Genomic DNA, 13,774 nt, shown 5'->3' on the forward strand with positions numbered 1-13,774 from the left:
GCCTCACAGCTTCCCGCCCCGCCCGCCCGCACGCCGGGGCGGCGCGATCAGCGTCGACAGATACGGCAACGGCGTCCCGTCCATCTCCGCCGCGGACCGCACGGACTCCTCCGGCATCCCCAGCGCGGACCCCCACACCGCGTCGTCGAGCCGCCCGGTCTCCCGCAACACCTCCGCGACCTCAGCGGCCCGCCGCCCGAACTTGTACGCGACGACGGTGCCGGGCCCGGCCAGGGCCTCCTTGAGCACGGCGCTCCCGGCGGTGACCGGGACCAGCGTCAGCGGCTCGGTCCCCTCGGTCAGCACGGCCCCGGACCGGGCGGCGAGATCCTGCATGGCGGTGATCCCGGGCACGGTCTCGACCACCACCCCCGGCACGAGCTCCCCGACGGTCTGCGCGAGATAGGTGAACGTCGAATAGACGTTGGGATCCCCGATGGTCGCGAACGCGACGGAGCCGCGCTCCCGCAGCAGCCGGGCGACCCGCTCGCCGGCCGCGTCCCAGGCGGCCTCCCGCCGCTTCCTGTCCGTCCGCTCGTTCAGCGCGAACACCACCCGGACGACTTTCTCCGCGGGCACGTAGTGCAGCACGGTCGCCTCGGCACGCCCCCGCTCACCCGTGTCCATCACGGGCACGACGACGACCTCGGCGGCCCGCAGCGCGTCGACCCCCTTGACGGTCACCAGTTCCGGGTCCCCGGGCCCCACGCCCACCCCGGTCAGCCTGCTGCTCATGACGTCCGGCACCTCTCCACGAACCGACGGGCGACACCGGGCGCCGACGCCCAGTGGGTGTGCAGATAACTGGCGTGCACGCCGCCTTCGACGAACCCCTCGACCCGCCGCTCGGGCACACGCACCCCCCAGGCGGGAGAGGCCCCGGCCCCCGGCTCGACGACCGTCCGATGGAACTCGTGCCCCCGCATCCGCGTCCCCGCGACGGCCAGCACGCCGTCACTCACGGCCACGGCATCCCGGTACCCGAGCGTCAGCCGCTCCGACATCCGCGCGGAGGCGTCCAGCACGCCGCACATGGGCATCCCGTCCAACTCCCGGCACAGATACAGCAGCCCGGCACACTCGGCGGCAACGGGCGCGCCACGCTCCGCCAGGGCGGCGACGACCTTCCTGAGCCGTTCGTTGGCGGACAACTCGGCGGCGTACACCTCGGGAAAACCCCCACCGATGACCAGCCCGGCAGTCCCCTCGGGCAACTCCTCGTCCTGCAACGGATCAAAGGTCACGACCTCCGCCCCGGCGGCGGTCAACAACTCGGCGTGCTCGGCATAGGAGAAGGAGAACGCGGCCCCGCCGGCGAGGGCGACGACAGCGCGTTCCAGCCCGTCCGGCGTTTGAGGACGAGGCCCGCCAGGGCCGACAGGGGGGTCTGGGGGCGCAGCCCCCAGGGACGGGACGGGAAGGGGCGGCGGGGGCGAAGAAACAAGCGCCTCATCCGCATCCCAAGCCGCACCGACGAGAGGCCCCGCACTGGAAGCGAGGGCGACAAGCCCGGCCAGATCACACCCTTCCGCGACCATCGCCCCCATCGCCTCCACAGCGGCAACGGCGTCAGCCGCCCGCTCGGCCACAGGCACAAGCCCCAGATGCCGAGACGGAGTCTCGACAACCGCCCCCCGTCGCAACACCCCCAGCACAGGCACCCCGGTCGCCTCCAACGCCTCCCGCAGCACAGCCTCGTGCCGGTCCGAAGCGACCTTGTTGAGAATCACGCCCCCGACCCGGACCTCCGGATCGAAGCTCACGAACCCGTGCACCAACGCCGCCACCGACCGGGCTTGCGCCGACGCGTCGACCACCAGCACCACCGGCGCCCGCAGCAGCTTCGCCACCTGCGCGGTGGACGCCAGCTCCCCCTCCCCGGAGGCCCCGTCGAACAGGCCCATCACGCCCTCGACGACGGCGATGTCGCACCCCCGCGCGCCGTGCGCGAACAGGGGAGCCACCAGCTCGGCCCCGCACAGGTACGCGTCGAGGTTCCGCCCCACCCGCCCCGTGGCGAGCGCGTGATACCCGGGATCGATGTAGTCGGGCCCCACCTTGTGCGGCGACACGGCCATGCCGCGCGCGGACCACGCGGCCATCAGCCCCGTGGCGACGGTGGTCTTCCCGCTCCCCGACGCGGGCGCGGCGACGACCAGCCGGGGAACGGACCCGACGGAGCCCACGGCCCCCGTCACCACTCGATCCCCCTCTGCCCCTTCTGCCCGACGTCCATCGGATGCTTCACCTTGGACATGTCGGTCACCAGATCGGCGCAGTCGACCAGCTCCGCCGGCGCGTTGCGCCCCGTGATCACCACATGCTGCGTCCCGGGCCGCTCCCGCAGCACGGACACCACCTCGGCGGTGTCGACCCAGCCCCAGTGCATCGGGTAGGCGAACTCGTCCAGCACGTACAGCCGGTACGTCTCGGCGGCCAGGTCACGCTTGACCTGCTCCCAGCCCTCGCGGGCCTTCTCCTCGTTGTCCATCTGGGCGTCGCGCTGCACCCAGGACCAGCCCTCGCCCATCTTGTGCCAGGCGACGGACCCGCCCTCGCCGGAGTCCCCGAGCACCCGCAGCGCCCGCTCCTCGCCGACCTTCCACTTCGCCGACTTGACGAACTGGAACACCCCGATCGGCCACCCCTGGTTCCAGGCGCGCAACGCCAGCCCGAACGCGGCGGTCGACTTCCCCTTGCCCACGCCCGTGTGGACGACGACGAGCGGCCGGTTCCGCCGCTGCCGTGTCGTCAGACCGTCGTCGGGCACGACACTCGGCTGCCCCTGCGGCATCAGGCGGCCCTCCTCTGCACGTCCTTCACCAGCCCGGCGATGCTGTCCGCCCGCAGCTCGTCCAACGTCACGGCGGTCCCGCCCAGCTCACCGGCGAGCCGTCCGGCCAGACCGAGCCGCACCGGCCCCGACTCGCAGTCCACGACCACGGAGGCGATGCCGTCCGCCGCGAACAGCCGCGCCGCCCGCGACGCCATCGCGACCGGCTCGGGGCCACCCGTGGCCCGCCCGTCCGTCACCACGACGACCAGCGCCCGCCGCGCGGGATCTCGCAGCCGCTCCACCCGCAGCACGTCGTGCGCCTTGAGCAGTCCCGCCGCCAGCGGGGTACGCCCGCCGGTCGGCAGCGACTCCAGCCGGGCCGCCGCCGCGTCCACCGACGACGTGGGCGGCAGCGCGACGTCCGCCGCCGACCCGCGGAAGGTCACCAGGCCGACCTTGTCCCGCCGCTGGTAGGCGTCGAGCAGCAGCGACAGCACGGCACCCTTGACGGCGCTCATCCGCTGCCGCGCGGCCATCGACCCCGAGGCGTCCACGACGAACAGCACGAGGTTCCCCTCGCGGCCCTCCCTGGTCGCCTGCCGCAGATCGTCCCGGCGCACCACGAGACCGCGTCCCGACCGGCCCCGGGCCCGCTGGTGCGGAGCCGCCGCCTGCACGGTCGCCGCCAGGTGCAGCTTGGTCAGGGTCCCCTGAGGCCGGCGCGCACCCGTCGTCCTCCCGTGCTCGGTCCGCGCCCGCGACCGCCGCCCGGCGACCCCCTCACCGATCCCGGGGACGCTCAGCACCTTGGCGCGGAAGGGCTCGGCCGCCCGCACGGGCGACTGCTCCCCGGCCCCGCCGGGCGCGGGCTCGCCCTCACCCTCCGCGGGACGGGCGGCGTCGGCGCCGTCCCCCGCCGGCCCCTCGTCCGGCTCCGGCCGGCCCCCGCCCCCGCCGGGGCCACCGCCGTCCCCGTCCGGGTCGGGGTCGTCGTCCCCGGAGAACTCCTCCAGCGTCTCGTCGAGCTTGTCCTCGTCCAGCCCCGGCGCGTCGAACGGATTGCGCCGCCGACGGTGGGGGAGGGCCAGCAGCGCGGCCTGCCGCACGTCCTCCGCCAGCACGTCCGTCCGCCCGGCCCACGCGGCCAGCGCGGTCGCCGTCCGCGCCATCACGATGTCGGCCCGCATGCCGTCCACCTCGAACGCGGCGCACGTCGCCGCGATCTGCCGCAGCGCGCCGTCCCCCAGCCGCACCGACGGCAGCAACTCCCGCGCCCCGACGATCCGCTGCTGTACGGCGGCCTCCTCGTCGGCCCACCGTGCGGCGAACCCGGCGGGATCGTCGTCGTACGCGAGCCGCCGCCGGACGACCTCGACCCGCTGGTCCGGCTCCCGGGAGGCGGAGACCTCGACGGTCAGCCCGAACCGGTCGAGCAGCTGCGGCCGCAGCTCGCCCTCTTCCGGGTTCATCGTCCCGACGAGCAGGAACCGCGCCGCGTGCCGCACGGACACGCCCTCGCGCTCCACGTACGAAGCGCCCATCGCCGCCGCGTCCAGCAGCAGGTCGACCAGATGGTCGTGGAGGAGATTCACCTCGTCCACGTACAGAATGCCCCGGTGCGCGGCGGCCAGCAGACCGGGTTCGAACGCCTTCACGCCCTCGGCCAGCGCCCGTTCGATGTCGAGCGCGCCGACCAGCCGGTCCTCGGAGGCGCCGACGGGCAGCTCCACCATCCGCGCCGGACGGGACGCACCGCCGCCCCCGCCGTCGTGCGGCCCGTCCGGGCACCCGGAGTCGGGCGAGGCGGGGTCGCAGGAGAACCGGCAGCCGGGCACCACCGCGACCTCCGGCAGCAGCGAGGTCAGCGCACGCACGGCGGTGCTCTTCGCGGTGCCCTTCTCACCGCGCACCAGCACACCGCCGACGGACGGCGACACCGCGTTCAGCAGCAGCGCGAGCCGCAGGTCGTCCTGGCCCACGACGGCCGTGAAAGGAAAGGGGGTGGTCACTGGTCGTCGCCCTCCGAGTCGCCTTCGAGGTCGCCCTCGAGTTCCAGGTAGGTGGCGCGCAGCCGTTCCAGGGTGTCGGCGTCCGGCTCCGCCCACAGCCCGCGGTCCGCCGCCTCCAGGAGCCGTTCCGTGATGCCGCGCAACGCCCAGGGGTTGGACTTCTTCATGAAGTCGCGGTTCTCCGGCGAGAACACGTACTCCGCGCCGAGCTTCTCGTACATCCAGTCGTCCACGACCCCGGCCGTGGCGTCGTACCCGAACAGGTAGTCCACGGTGGCCGCCATCTCGAAGGCGCCCTTGTAGCCGTGCCGCCGCATGGCCGCCATCCAGCGCGGGTTCACCACCCGCGCCCGGAACACCCGGTGCGTCTCCTCGCCCAGCGTGCGCGTCCTCACCTGGTCCGGGGTCGCCGAGTCGCCGACGTACGCCTCGGGGCTCGAGCCCGTCAGGTGCCGGACCATGGCGACCATGCCGCCGTGGTACTGGAAGTAGTCGTCGGCGTCGACGAGATCGTGCTCCCGCGTGTCCACGTTCTTCGCCGCGACCGCGATCCGGCGGAACGCCGTCTCCATGTCGCCGCGCGCCGCCCGCCCGTCGAGTCCGCGCCCGTAGGCGTAGCCGCCCCACACCGCGTACACCTCGGCGAGGTCGGCGTCGGAGCGCCAGTTCCGCGCGTCGATCAGCGGCAGCAGCCCCGCCCCGTACGCCCCCGGCTTGGAGCCGAAGACACGCGCGGTGGCCCGCCGCCGGTCACCGTGCGCGGCCGTGTCCTCCTCGACGTGCGCCCGCACGTAGTTGGAGTCGTCCGGCTCGTCCAGCTCCGCCACCGCCCGCACCGCGTCGTCGATCAGCCCCACCACGTGCGGGAACGCGTCCCGGAAGAAGCCGGAGATGCGGACCGTGACGTCGATGCGGGGCCGTCCCAGCTCCTCCAGGGGCACGATCTCGAAGCCGGTCACGCGCCGCGACGCGTCGTCCCACACCGGGCGGCAGCCCAGCAGCGCCAGGATCTCGGCGATGTCGTCGCCCTGGGTGCGCATCGCGGACGTGCCCCACACCGTCAGGCCGACGGACTCCGGGTAGGCGCCCGTGTCCTCCAGGTACCGCCGCACCAGCGAGTCCGCCAGCGACTGCCCGACCTCCCAGCTCAGGCGCGAGGGAATCGCCTTGGGGTCGACCGAGTAGAAGTTCCGGCCCGTCGGGAGCACGTTGACCAGCCCGCGCGTCGGCGACCCCGACGGACCCGCCGGGACGTACCCGCCGTCCAGCGCGCGCAGGATGTGACCGATCTCGTCCGTCGTGCGCTCCAGCCGTGGCACGACCTCCTCGCACGCGAACCGCAACACGTCGACCGCTTCCGGGAGTTCGACGCCCAGCACCTCCCGCACCAGGCCCGGCACCGCGCCCGCCGCCCAGGCCCGCTCCTCCATGCCCTCCGCGAGCCGCCGGCACAGCTGCTCCAGCAGGTCGATCGCGTCGGCGGCCGTACGCGACGGGCCGTCCACCAGGTCCGTCAGCTCCACCGGCACCTTCACGGGCGCGCCCGGCTCGGCCAGCAGCTCCTTCTCCACCAGCCCGAAGTGCGCGGCCAGGCAGGCCCGCAGCCCCGGCAGGGCGTTCGCCCGCCCGCCCCACACCTGCGAGGCGCGCAGCACGGCCAGCACCAGGTTCACACGCGGCTCGCCGGCCGGCCCGCCGCCGAGGATGTGCAGGCCGTCGCGGATCTGCACGTCCTTGATCTCGCACAGGTAGCCGTCGATGTGCATGACGAACTCGTCGAACGCGTCGTCGTCCGGCTGGTCGTCCACGTGCAGGTCGTGGTGCAGCTCGGCGGCCTTCACCAGCGTCCAGATCTGCGCCCGCACGGCCGGCGCCTTCGTCGGGTCCAGGTCGCTGACCAGCGCGTACTCGTCGAGCAGCTGCTCCAGCTTGGCGAGATCGCCGTACGTGTCGGCGCGGGCCATCGGCGGCACGAGGTGGTCGACGACCGTGGCGTGCCCGCGCCGCTTGGCCTGGGTGCCCTCGCCGGGGTCGTTCACGATGAACGGGTAGACCAGCGGAAGGTCGCCCAGCACCGCGTCCGGAGCGCACCCCGCACTCAGGCCGAGGCCCTTGCCCGGCAGCCACTCCATCGTGCCGTGCTTGCCCATGTGGACGACGGCGTCGGCGCCGAAACTGTTCTCCAGCCAGCGGTAGGCGGCCAGGTAATGGTGCGACGGCGGCATGTCGGGGTCGTGGTAGATCGCGATGGGGTTCTCCCCGAAGCCGCGCGGCGGCTGGATCATCACGACGACGTTCCCGAACCTCAGGGACGCCAGCACGATGTCCTCCCCGTCGACGTACAGGGAGCCCGGCGGCTCGCCCCACGCCTCGGTCATCGCGTCCCTCAACTCCGGTTCCAGCGTGGCGAACCAGGCCCGGTAGTCGGCCAGCGGCACCCGCGCCGGCGCGGCGGCCAGCTGGTCCTCCGTGAGCCATTCGACGTCGTGCCCGCCCGCCTCGATCAGCCGGTGGATCAGCTCGTCGCCCTCGGACGGGTGGCCCTCGACGGCGTACCCGGCGTCCCGCAGCGCGTCCAGCACGCGCACCGCCGACGCGGGCGTGTCGAGACCGACCGCGTTGCCGACCCGCGAGTGCTTCGTCGGGTACGCGGTGAAGACCAGCGCCAGCTTCTTCTCCGCGTTCGGCTTGTGCCGCAGCGCCGCGTGCCGTACGGCGATCCCGGCGACCCGCGCGGCCCGCCCGGGGTCGGCGACGTACACCGGGACGTCGTCCGCGCCCTGCTCCTTGAAGGAGAACGGGACGGTGATCAGCCGGCCGTCGAACTCGGGGATGGCGACCTGCATGGCCGCGTCCATGGGGGAGAGGGCCGCGTCGGACTCCTCCCAGGCCGCGCGGGAGGTCGTCAGACACAGCCCTTGCAGCACCGGTACGTCCAGCTCGGCGAGCGCGCCGACGTCCCAGGCCTCCTCCTCGCCGCCCGCCGACGCCTGCGAGGCGTGGGTGCCGCCGGCCGCGAGCACGGTGGCGACGAGCGCGTCCGCCCGGCCCAGCAGCTCGTACAGCGCGGGGTCCGCACCGCGCAGCGAACCGCAGTACACCGGCAGGGCGTTGGCGCCGCGCGCCTCGATCGCGTCGCACAGGGTGTCCACGAAGGCGGTGTTGCCGCTGAGTTCGTGGGCGCGGTAGAAGAGCACCCCGACCGTCGGACGCCCCGACGCGGCCGTACGCGAGCCGTGCACCCCGAACTCCGGCATCCTGCGCGGCTGTTCGAAGCCCTCGCCGGTCAGCAGCACGGTGTCCGACAGGAACCGGGCCAGCTCGGCGAGGTTGTCCGGGCCGCCCTCGACGAGGTAGCGCAGCGCCTCGGCCACCACGCCCGCCGGGACGCTCGACTCGGCCATCAGCTCCGCGTCGGGCACGCTCTCGCCGCCGAGCAGCACCGCGGGGACGCCGGACGCCTTCAGCGCGGCCAGTCCGTCCTCCCACGCGCGCTTGCCGCCCAGCAGCCGCACCACCGCCAGGTCGGCGCCGTCGAGCAGTGCGGGCAGTTCCTCCGCGACGTCGACGCGGGTGGGGTTGCCGATCCGGTAGCCGGCGCCGGAGGCCCGGGCCGCCAGCAGGTCCGTGTCGGCGGTCGACAACAACAACACAGTGCTCATGCGGGCGCTCCCGGTGGAATGAAGGGCAGTCCTCGTGGCGCGCCGGACTCGATGAGCCGCCACAGCGCGTCGGTGTCCGCGTGCTGTTCGATCAGGTCGCCGAGCCGGTCGAGCTGCTCCTCGCGCAGCGCGGCGAAGGAGGTGCCGGGGGCCGGCACGAAACGGCGCCCCGCGCGATCGGCGACCGCGCGCAGGAACGCCCGCCGGAACCCGTCCGACTCCAGCGCACCGTGCCAGTGCGTGCCCCAGGTGCCGCCGACCCGGCAGCCGTCCAGGCTGTGTCCATGGTCATCGGAGATGAACGGGTCGCCGCCCAGTACCTCGGCGACCCCGTGATGGATCTCGTAGCCCTCGACGCGCTCCCCGAGGGCCTCGCCGACGGGGCGGGCCAGGGTCTTCCCGCGGGCGAACCGCACCCTTACGGGCAGCACGCCGAGCCCGTCCACATGGCCCGCGCGGCTCTCCACGTCGTCCTCGATGTGCTCGCCGAGCAGCTGGAAACCGCCGCAGATGCCGAGCAGCGGGCGTCCCTCGGCGGCCCGCCGCACCAGCGCGTCCGCCAGCCCCCGCTCGCGCAGCCAGCGCAGCGCCTTCACGGTGCCGCGGGTGCCGGGCACGACCACGAGGTCGGCGTCGGCGAGTTCGTCCGGCCGGTCCACGAACCGCACCACGACGCCCGGTTCGGCGGCCAGCGCGTCCACGTCGGTGAAGTTGGACATCAGCGGCACCGCGCACACCGCGACCCGCAGCACCTCCTCACCGGCCGGGGGCGCCACGGCGGACTCCCGCACCGCCCCGCGCAACGAGACGCGCAGCCCGTCCTCCTCGTCGATGCCCAGCCCGTGCCGGAACGGCAGCACGCCGTACGTCCGCCGCCCGGTCAGGCCGTGCAGCATCTCCAGACCCGGCTCCAGCAGCGAGACGTCCCCGCGGAACTTGTTCACCAGGAACCCGGCGACCAGCTCCTGGTCCTCGGGCGAGAGCAGGGCGACCGTGCCGAAGAACGACGCGAAGACGCCGCCCCGGTCGATGTCCCCGACGACCAGCACGGGCAGTCGCGCGCCCCGCGCGATCCCCATGTTGACGATGTCGGTGCGGCGCAGGTTGATCTCGGCAGGGCTCCCGGCGCCCTCGCAGATCACCACGTCGTACGCGTCCCGCAGCCGCTCCAGGCAGTCCAGGACCGTGCCGAGGAGGCTCTCCTGGCGGCCGCCGTGGTAGCCGCGGGCGCTCATCTCGCCGACCGGGCGGCCCATCAGCACCACCTGGCTGGACCGGTCGCCGCCCGGCTTCAGCAGCACCGGGTTCATCAGCGCCGTCGGCTCCACCCGGCACGCCTGCGCCTGCATGGCCTGGGCGCGCCCGATCTCGGCGCCCTCGCGGGTGACGAACGAGTTCAGCGACATGTTCTGCGCCTTGAACGGCGCGACCTTCACGCCCTGGCGCGCCAGCCACCGGCAGATCCCGGCGGTGACCACGCTCTTGCCGGCGTCCGAGGTGGTCCCGGCGACCAGCAGTCCGCCACCGCTCACGTGGCACGTCCCTTCAGCACGCGCCGCGCGGCCACCCCGGCCGCCAGCGCCAGCCAGCCCACGCGCCGCGACAGGCGCACCGCCCGGTCGATGTCGGTGACGGCGACGGCGCGTCCGCCGCCGTTGAGGACGGGCCGGTGCTCGACCCGCCCGCCGTAGGAGAGGGTCCCGCCGAGCCGCACGCCGAGCGCGCCCGCGAAGGACGCCTCCACGGGGCCGGCGTTGGGGCTCGGGTGCTTGCCCGCGTCCGCGCGCCAGGTTCGTACCGCCCCGCGCGGGTCCGGTCCGCTCAGCGCGGCGAGGACGGCCGTCAGACGCGCCCCCGGCCAGCCGGCGACGTCGTCGAGACGGGCGGACGCCCAGCCGTAACGGCGGTACCGGGGCGACTTGTGACCCACCATCGCGTCCAGGGTGTTGACGGCCCGGAAGCCCACCAGACCCGGCACCCCGGCGACCGCGCCCCACACGAGGGCGCCCACCACGGCGTCGGAGGTGTTCTCGGCCACGGACTCCACCACGGCACGGGCGATCCCGTCGGCGTCCAACGCCTGCGGGTCGCGGCCGCACAGGTGCGGCAGCCGCTCCCTCGCGGCCTCGACGTCCCCGGCCTCGAGCGCCCGCCCGACGGTCCGGGCCTCCCGGGCCAGCGAGGTGCCGCCGACGACGGCCCAGGTGGCGACGCCGGTCAGGGCGACGGAAGCGGCGGGACTACGGCGTACGGCGCGGGCGGCCAGGCCGGCGAGCGTGACGGCGCCGCCGACGCACACGGCGGTGTGCACGGCCCCGCGGCCCCGGTCGTCCTGCCACAGCACCCGCTCCACGGCAGCCGCGGCCCGCCCGAAAGCGGCGACCGGATGCCCACGGCGGGGATCGCCGAGCAGCAGGTCGCCGAGGAGGCCGGCGGCGGCGCCGTACGCGAACACGCGATCGGCACCCATGGGTTCAGCCGGTGACGGATCCGGAGGTCACGGCCCCGAAGGGGGGTGGGGTGTCGCTGATCGACCTCGACAGGCTGCCGCGCATGGCGATATGTCCTCACTCAGGGTGTCCACGCCCTGGTTCGACGAGACCGGCGGCGAGAGTTCCTGGCTCCCGGGGCGCACCCCGGTGACAGTGGCGGGACCGCGCCGGATTCGCACCGGCTTCCTCTCCTGCCGCCGTATTGGCGGAGGCAGTCCACCATGCCCCCGGAAGGGCCGTCAACTTGCCATTGACCTGCGGGGCTGAAGTGTGCCGAGGCCCACAGAGGGGCTCACGTGGGTGAACGGCGGGAACGGCGCGTGGAGGCGCGGACCCGGCGCACGGACGCGCGGACATGGCAGCGGGCGGGACGGGAGCCGCTGCTCCCGCCCCGCCCGCTCACGCGTGCGGCCCTGTGGTCAGGCCATGATCAGGTAGATGCCGTAGCCCACGGCCGCCGCGCACGCGGCGAAGCAGGCGTAGGCGCCGGTGACGGCGAGGGCCGCGGACCGGCCCTCGGCGGTGGCCCGCTCGCGGCGGGACAGACCGGAGATGCCGAGGGTGAACAGGGCCACCAGGGCCACGGTGACCACGAGGCTGACGCCGAACACGGAGCCGAGGGCCGCCCAGTCGATCTTCATGCTGCTTCTTCCTTCGTGCCGGACGCGGTCAGACGGTCGAGGCGGCCGACGGGGCCTGCGGGTCGGCGGTGGCCGGTGCCGGGATGGTGGCCGAGAGCTCCTCGGAGGGGCCGGCCGGCGGCGGGGTCACGGCGGCGATCGCCTGGGTCACCACACCGGCGGGCTCCTCGGCCGGGGCCTCGGGGGTGTCGTGGTCGTTGACGTTGGTGTGGTCGACGACCTCGCGCCGGGAGATCTTCCAGATGGCCGCGCTGGAGGCGACGAGGAACACGGCCACGACGGCGGTGCCCCAGCTGCCGAAGCCGCACACCCACTCGGCGATCGCCGCGACCAGGGCGGCGGCCGGCAGGGTCAGGCCCCAGGCGACGAACATCCGGGTGGCCGTGGACCAGCGGACCACGCCGCCCTTGCGGCCGAGGCCGGCGCCCATGACGGAACCGGACACGGAGTGCGTCGTGGAGAGCGAGAAGCCCAGGTGCGAGGAGGCCAGGATGACCGTCGCGGCGCTGGTCTGGGCGGCGAAGCCCTGCTGCGGCTGGAGGTCGGTCAGGCCCTTGCCCATGGTGCGGATGATGCGCCAGCCGCCCAGGTAGGTGCCGAGGGCGATGGCGAGACCCGCGGAGAGGATGACCCACATCGGCGGGTCGGAGTCGGGGGCGACCGCGCCGCCCGCGACCAGGGCGAGGGTGATGATGCCCATCGTCTTCTGGGCGTCGTTGGTGCCGTGGGCCAGGGAGACCAGGCCCGCCGAGGCGATCTGTCCCGCGCGGTAGCCCTTCTCGGAGGCCTTGGTGTCGGCGCCGCGGCCCATGCGGTAGGTGAGCCGGGTCGCGAACATCGCGGCGATGCCGGCCACCAGCGGGGCGGCGATCGCGGGAAGCAGGACCTTGGTGACCAGCACGTCGCCGTGGACCGCCCCGAAGCCGGCGGAGGCGACCGTGGCGCCGATCAGACCGCCCATGAGGGCGTGCGACGAACTGGACGGCAGGCCGACCAGCCAGGTGAGGAGATTCCAGAGGATCGCGCCGACCAACGCGGCGAAGATGACCTCGGGACGGATGCCGGCCTCGTCGACGAGGCCCTTGGAGATCGTGTTGGCGACCTCCACCGAGAGAAAAGCGCCGACAAGGTTCAGCACGGCGGACATGGCCACCGCGACCTTGGGCTTGAGCGCACCGGTCGAAATGGTCGTTGCCATCGCGTTCGCGGTGTCGTGGAAACCGTTCGTGAAATCGAACGCGAGTGCGGTTACCACCACAATCGCGAGGATCAGCGAGAAGCTTTCCATTTACCCAGGCAATCGTTCGAGGTCATTGGCTGGTCGAACGTAGGTAACCGGGGTGAACGGAAGATGAACTGGAACGGGCATCGCGGTGACCGTAAGAGGGGGTGCGCGCTCCGCCGTGCGGGCCAGGTTGCCTGGGCTCCTGGCAGGATCTCCACATGGCCGAACCGGACGGGACAGAGCAGGAAGCGGAGGGCGCCGTGCGTGGCGTCACGGGTACGCGCGGTGAGGGCTCCACGGGGCCGTGCGGAGAGGTGGCCGACGCCTGGGCCGAGCTGGTCGCGACGGCCCGCCGGACCGTCGCCGACGGCCTGGTCGTCGGCACCTCGGGCAACGTCTCCGTACGGGTCGGCGGCACCGTCCTCGTGACCCCGTCCGGCGTCCCGTACGACCGGCTCACCCCGGCCGACGTGACGGGCGTGGACCTCGAAGGCCGGCAGGTGCTCGGCTCGCTGGTCCCGACCAGCGAGCTGCCCCTTCACCTGGCCGTCCACCGGACGACCGACGCGCGCGCCGTCGTCCACACGCACGCCGTGCACGCCACCGCCGTCTCCACGCTCGTCGACGAGCTCCCGGCGATCCACTACATGACCGCGGCCCTCGGCGGCCCCGTCCGCGTGGCCGCGTACGCCGCCTACGGCACGCCGGAGCTGGCCGGGAACGCCCTGCGCGCCCTCGACGGCCGCACCGGCTGCCTGATGCGCAACCACGGGACCCTCACCCACGGCGCCACCCTCGACCAGGCGTACGACCGCACGGCCCAGCTCGAGTGGATGTGCCGCGTCTGGCTCACGGCCTCCTCGGTGCCGGGCCTGACCCCGGCGCTGCTGAGCCGGGAGCAGCTCGCGGAGGCGGGGGAGCGGCTGCGGGGGTACGGGCAGCGCGGGTGAGGAGTTCCGGCGGCCCGGC

Annotated in this window: 10 protein-coding genes and 1 riboswitch; of the genes, 1 reads left to right on the forward strand and 9 read right to left on the reverse strand. The window is 73.9% G+C overall.

Annotated features, from left to right (window positions below):
• Positions 1 to 3: 3 nt before the first annotated feature.
• The 9 genes from cobI to ACQZOG_RS09470 form a co-directional block, all read right to left on the reverse strand.
• Positions 4 to 735, reverse strand: a complete 732-nt coding sequence (gene cobI, locus ACQZOG_RS09430; protein ID WP_261674845.1) for a precorrin-2 C(20)-methyltransferase — start codon at positions 733 to 735, stop codon at positions 4 to 6.
• A complete protein-coding gene (locus tag ACQZOG_RS09435) occupies positions 732 to 2,201 on the reverse strand; it encodes a cobyrinate a,c-diamide synthase (RefSeq protein ID WP_430741432.1) in 1,470 nt (489 codons plus the stop codon). The genes cobI and ACQZOG_RS09435 overlap by 4 nt, the downstream gene beginning before the upstream one ends.
• On the reverse strand, positions 2,195 to 2,794 hold the full coding sequence (gene cobO / locus ACQZOG_RS09440; RefSeq protein WP_037638897.1) for a cob(I)yrinic acid a,c-diamide adenosyltransferase: 600 nt from the start codon (positions 2,792 to 2,794) through the stop codon (positions 2,195 to 2,197). The genes ACQZOG_RS09435 and cobO overlap by 7 nt, the downstream gene beginning before the upstream one ends.
• Complete coding sequence (locus ACQZOG_RS09445; RefSeq protein ID WP_430741433.1) at positions 2,794 to 4,785, reverse strand: putative cobaltochelatase; 1,992 nt, start codon at positions 4,783 to 4,785, stop codon at positions 2,794 to 2,796. Before ACQZOG_RS09445 ends, cobO begins: the two co-directional genes overlap by 1 nt.
• Positions 4,782 to 8,447 carry a cobaltochelatase subunit CobN gene (gene cobN / locus ACQZOG_RS09450; RefSeq protein WP_193468690.1) on the reverse strand — a complete coding sequence of 1,222 codons (3,666 nt, stop codon included), beginning with the start codon at positions 8,445 to 8,447 and terminating at the stop codon, positions 4,782 to 4,784. The genes ACQZOG_RS09445 and cobN overlap by 4 nt, the downstream gene beginning before the upstream one ends.
• Complete coding sequence (locus ACQZOG_RS09455) at positions 8,444 to 9,979, reverse strand: cobyric acid synthase (RefSeq protein WP_033275637.1); 1,536 nt, start codon at positions 9,977 to 9,979, stop codon at positions 8,444 to 8,446. The genes cobN and ACQZOG_RS09455 overlap by 4 nt, the downstream gene beginning before the upstream one ends.
• Complete coding sequence (locus ACQZOG_RS09460; RefSeq protein ID WP_033275636.1) at positions 9,976 to 10,917, reverse strand: cobalamin biosynthesis protein; 942 nt, start codon at positions 10,915 to 10,917, stop codon at positions 9,976 to 9,978. Before ACQZOG_RS09460 ends, ACQZOG_RS09455 begins: the two co-directional genes overlap by 4 nt.
• A gap of 119 nt (positions 10,918 to 11,036) precedes the next feature.
• Positions 11,037 to 11,153: riboswitch (cobalamin riboswitch) on the reverse strand.
• Positions 11,154 to 11,358: 205 nt separating this feature from the next.
• A complete protein-coding gene (locus ACQZOG_RS09465) occupies positions 11,359 to 11,580 on the reverse strand; it encodes a hypothetical protein (protein ID WP_033275635.1) in 222 nt (73 codons plus the stop codon).
• Between the two features lie 28 nt (positions 11,581 to 11,608).
• A complete protein-coding gene (locus ACQZOG_RS09470; protein WP_033275634.1) occupies positions 11,609 to 12,868 on the reverse strand; it encodes an inorganic phosphate transporter in 1,260 nt (419 codons plus the stop codon).
• 155 nt (positions 12,869 to 13,023) lie between these two features.
• On the opposite strand from ACQZOG_RS09470, the gene ACQZOG_RS09475 reads away from it, so the two are divergent.
• Positions 13,024 to 13,755, forward strand: coding sequence for a class II aldolase/adducin family protein (locus tag ACQZOG_RS09475; protein WP_033275633.1), 732 nt, complete (start codon positions 13,024 to 13,026; stop codon positions 13,753 to 13,755).
• The last annotated feature ends 19 nt before the right edge of the window (positions 13,756 to 13,774 follow it).

This window comes from Streptomyces sp. P13-3-3, from assembly GCF_050571355.1.
Taxonomy (GTDB): Bacteria; Actinomycetota; Actinomycetes; order Streptomycetales; family Streptomycetaceae; genus Streptomyces; species Streptomyces althioticus.

Excerpts from the sequence above, each read along its gene's own strand:
- ACQZOG_RS09465 (WP_033275635.1), bottom strand. The coding sequence starts at position 11,580 with ATGAAGATCGACTGGGCGGCCCTCGGCTCCGTGTTCGGCGTCAGCCTC.
- cobO (WP_037638897.1), bottom strand. The coding sequence starts at position 2,794 with ATGCCGCAGGGGCAGCCGAGTGTCGTGCCCGACGACGGTCTGACGACA.
- ACQZOG_RS09460 (WP_033275636.1), bottom strand. The coding sequence starts at position 10,917 with ATGGGTGCCGATCGCGTGTTCGCGTACGGCGCCGCCGCCGGCCTCCTC.
- cobI (WP_261674845.1), bottom strand. The coding sequence starts at position 735 with ATGAGCAGCAGGCTGACCGGGGTGGGCGTGGGGCCCGGGGACCCGGAA.
- ACQZOG_RS09475 (WP_033275633.1), top strand. The coding sequence starts at position 13,024 with ATGGCCGAACCGGACGGGACAGAGCAGGAAGCGGAGGGCGCCGTGCGT.
- ACQZOG_RS09470 (WP_033275634.1), bottom strand. The coding sequence starts at position 12,868 with ATGGAAAGCTTCTCGCTGATCCTCGCGATTGTGGTGGTAACCGCACTC.
- cobN (WP_193468690.1), bottom strand. The coding sequence starts at position 8,447 with ATGAGCACTGTGTTGTTGTTGTCGACCGCCGACACGGACCTGCTGGCG.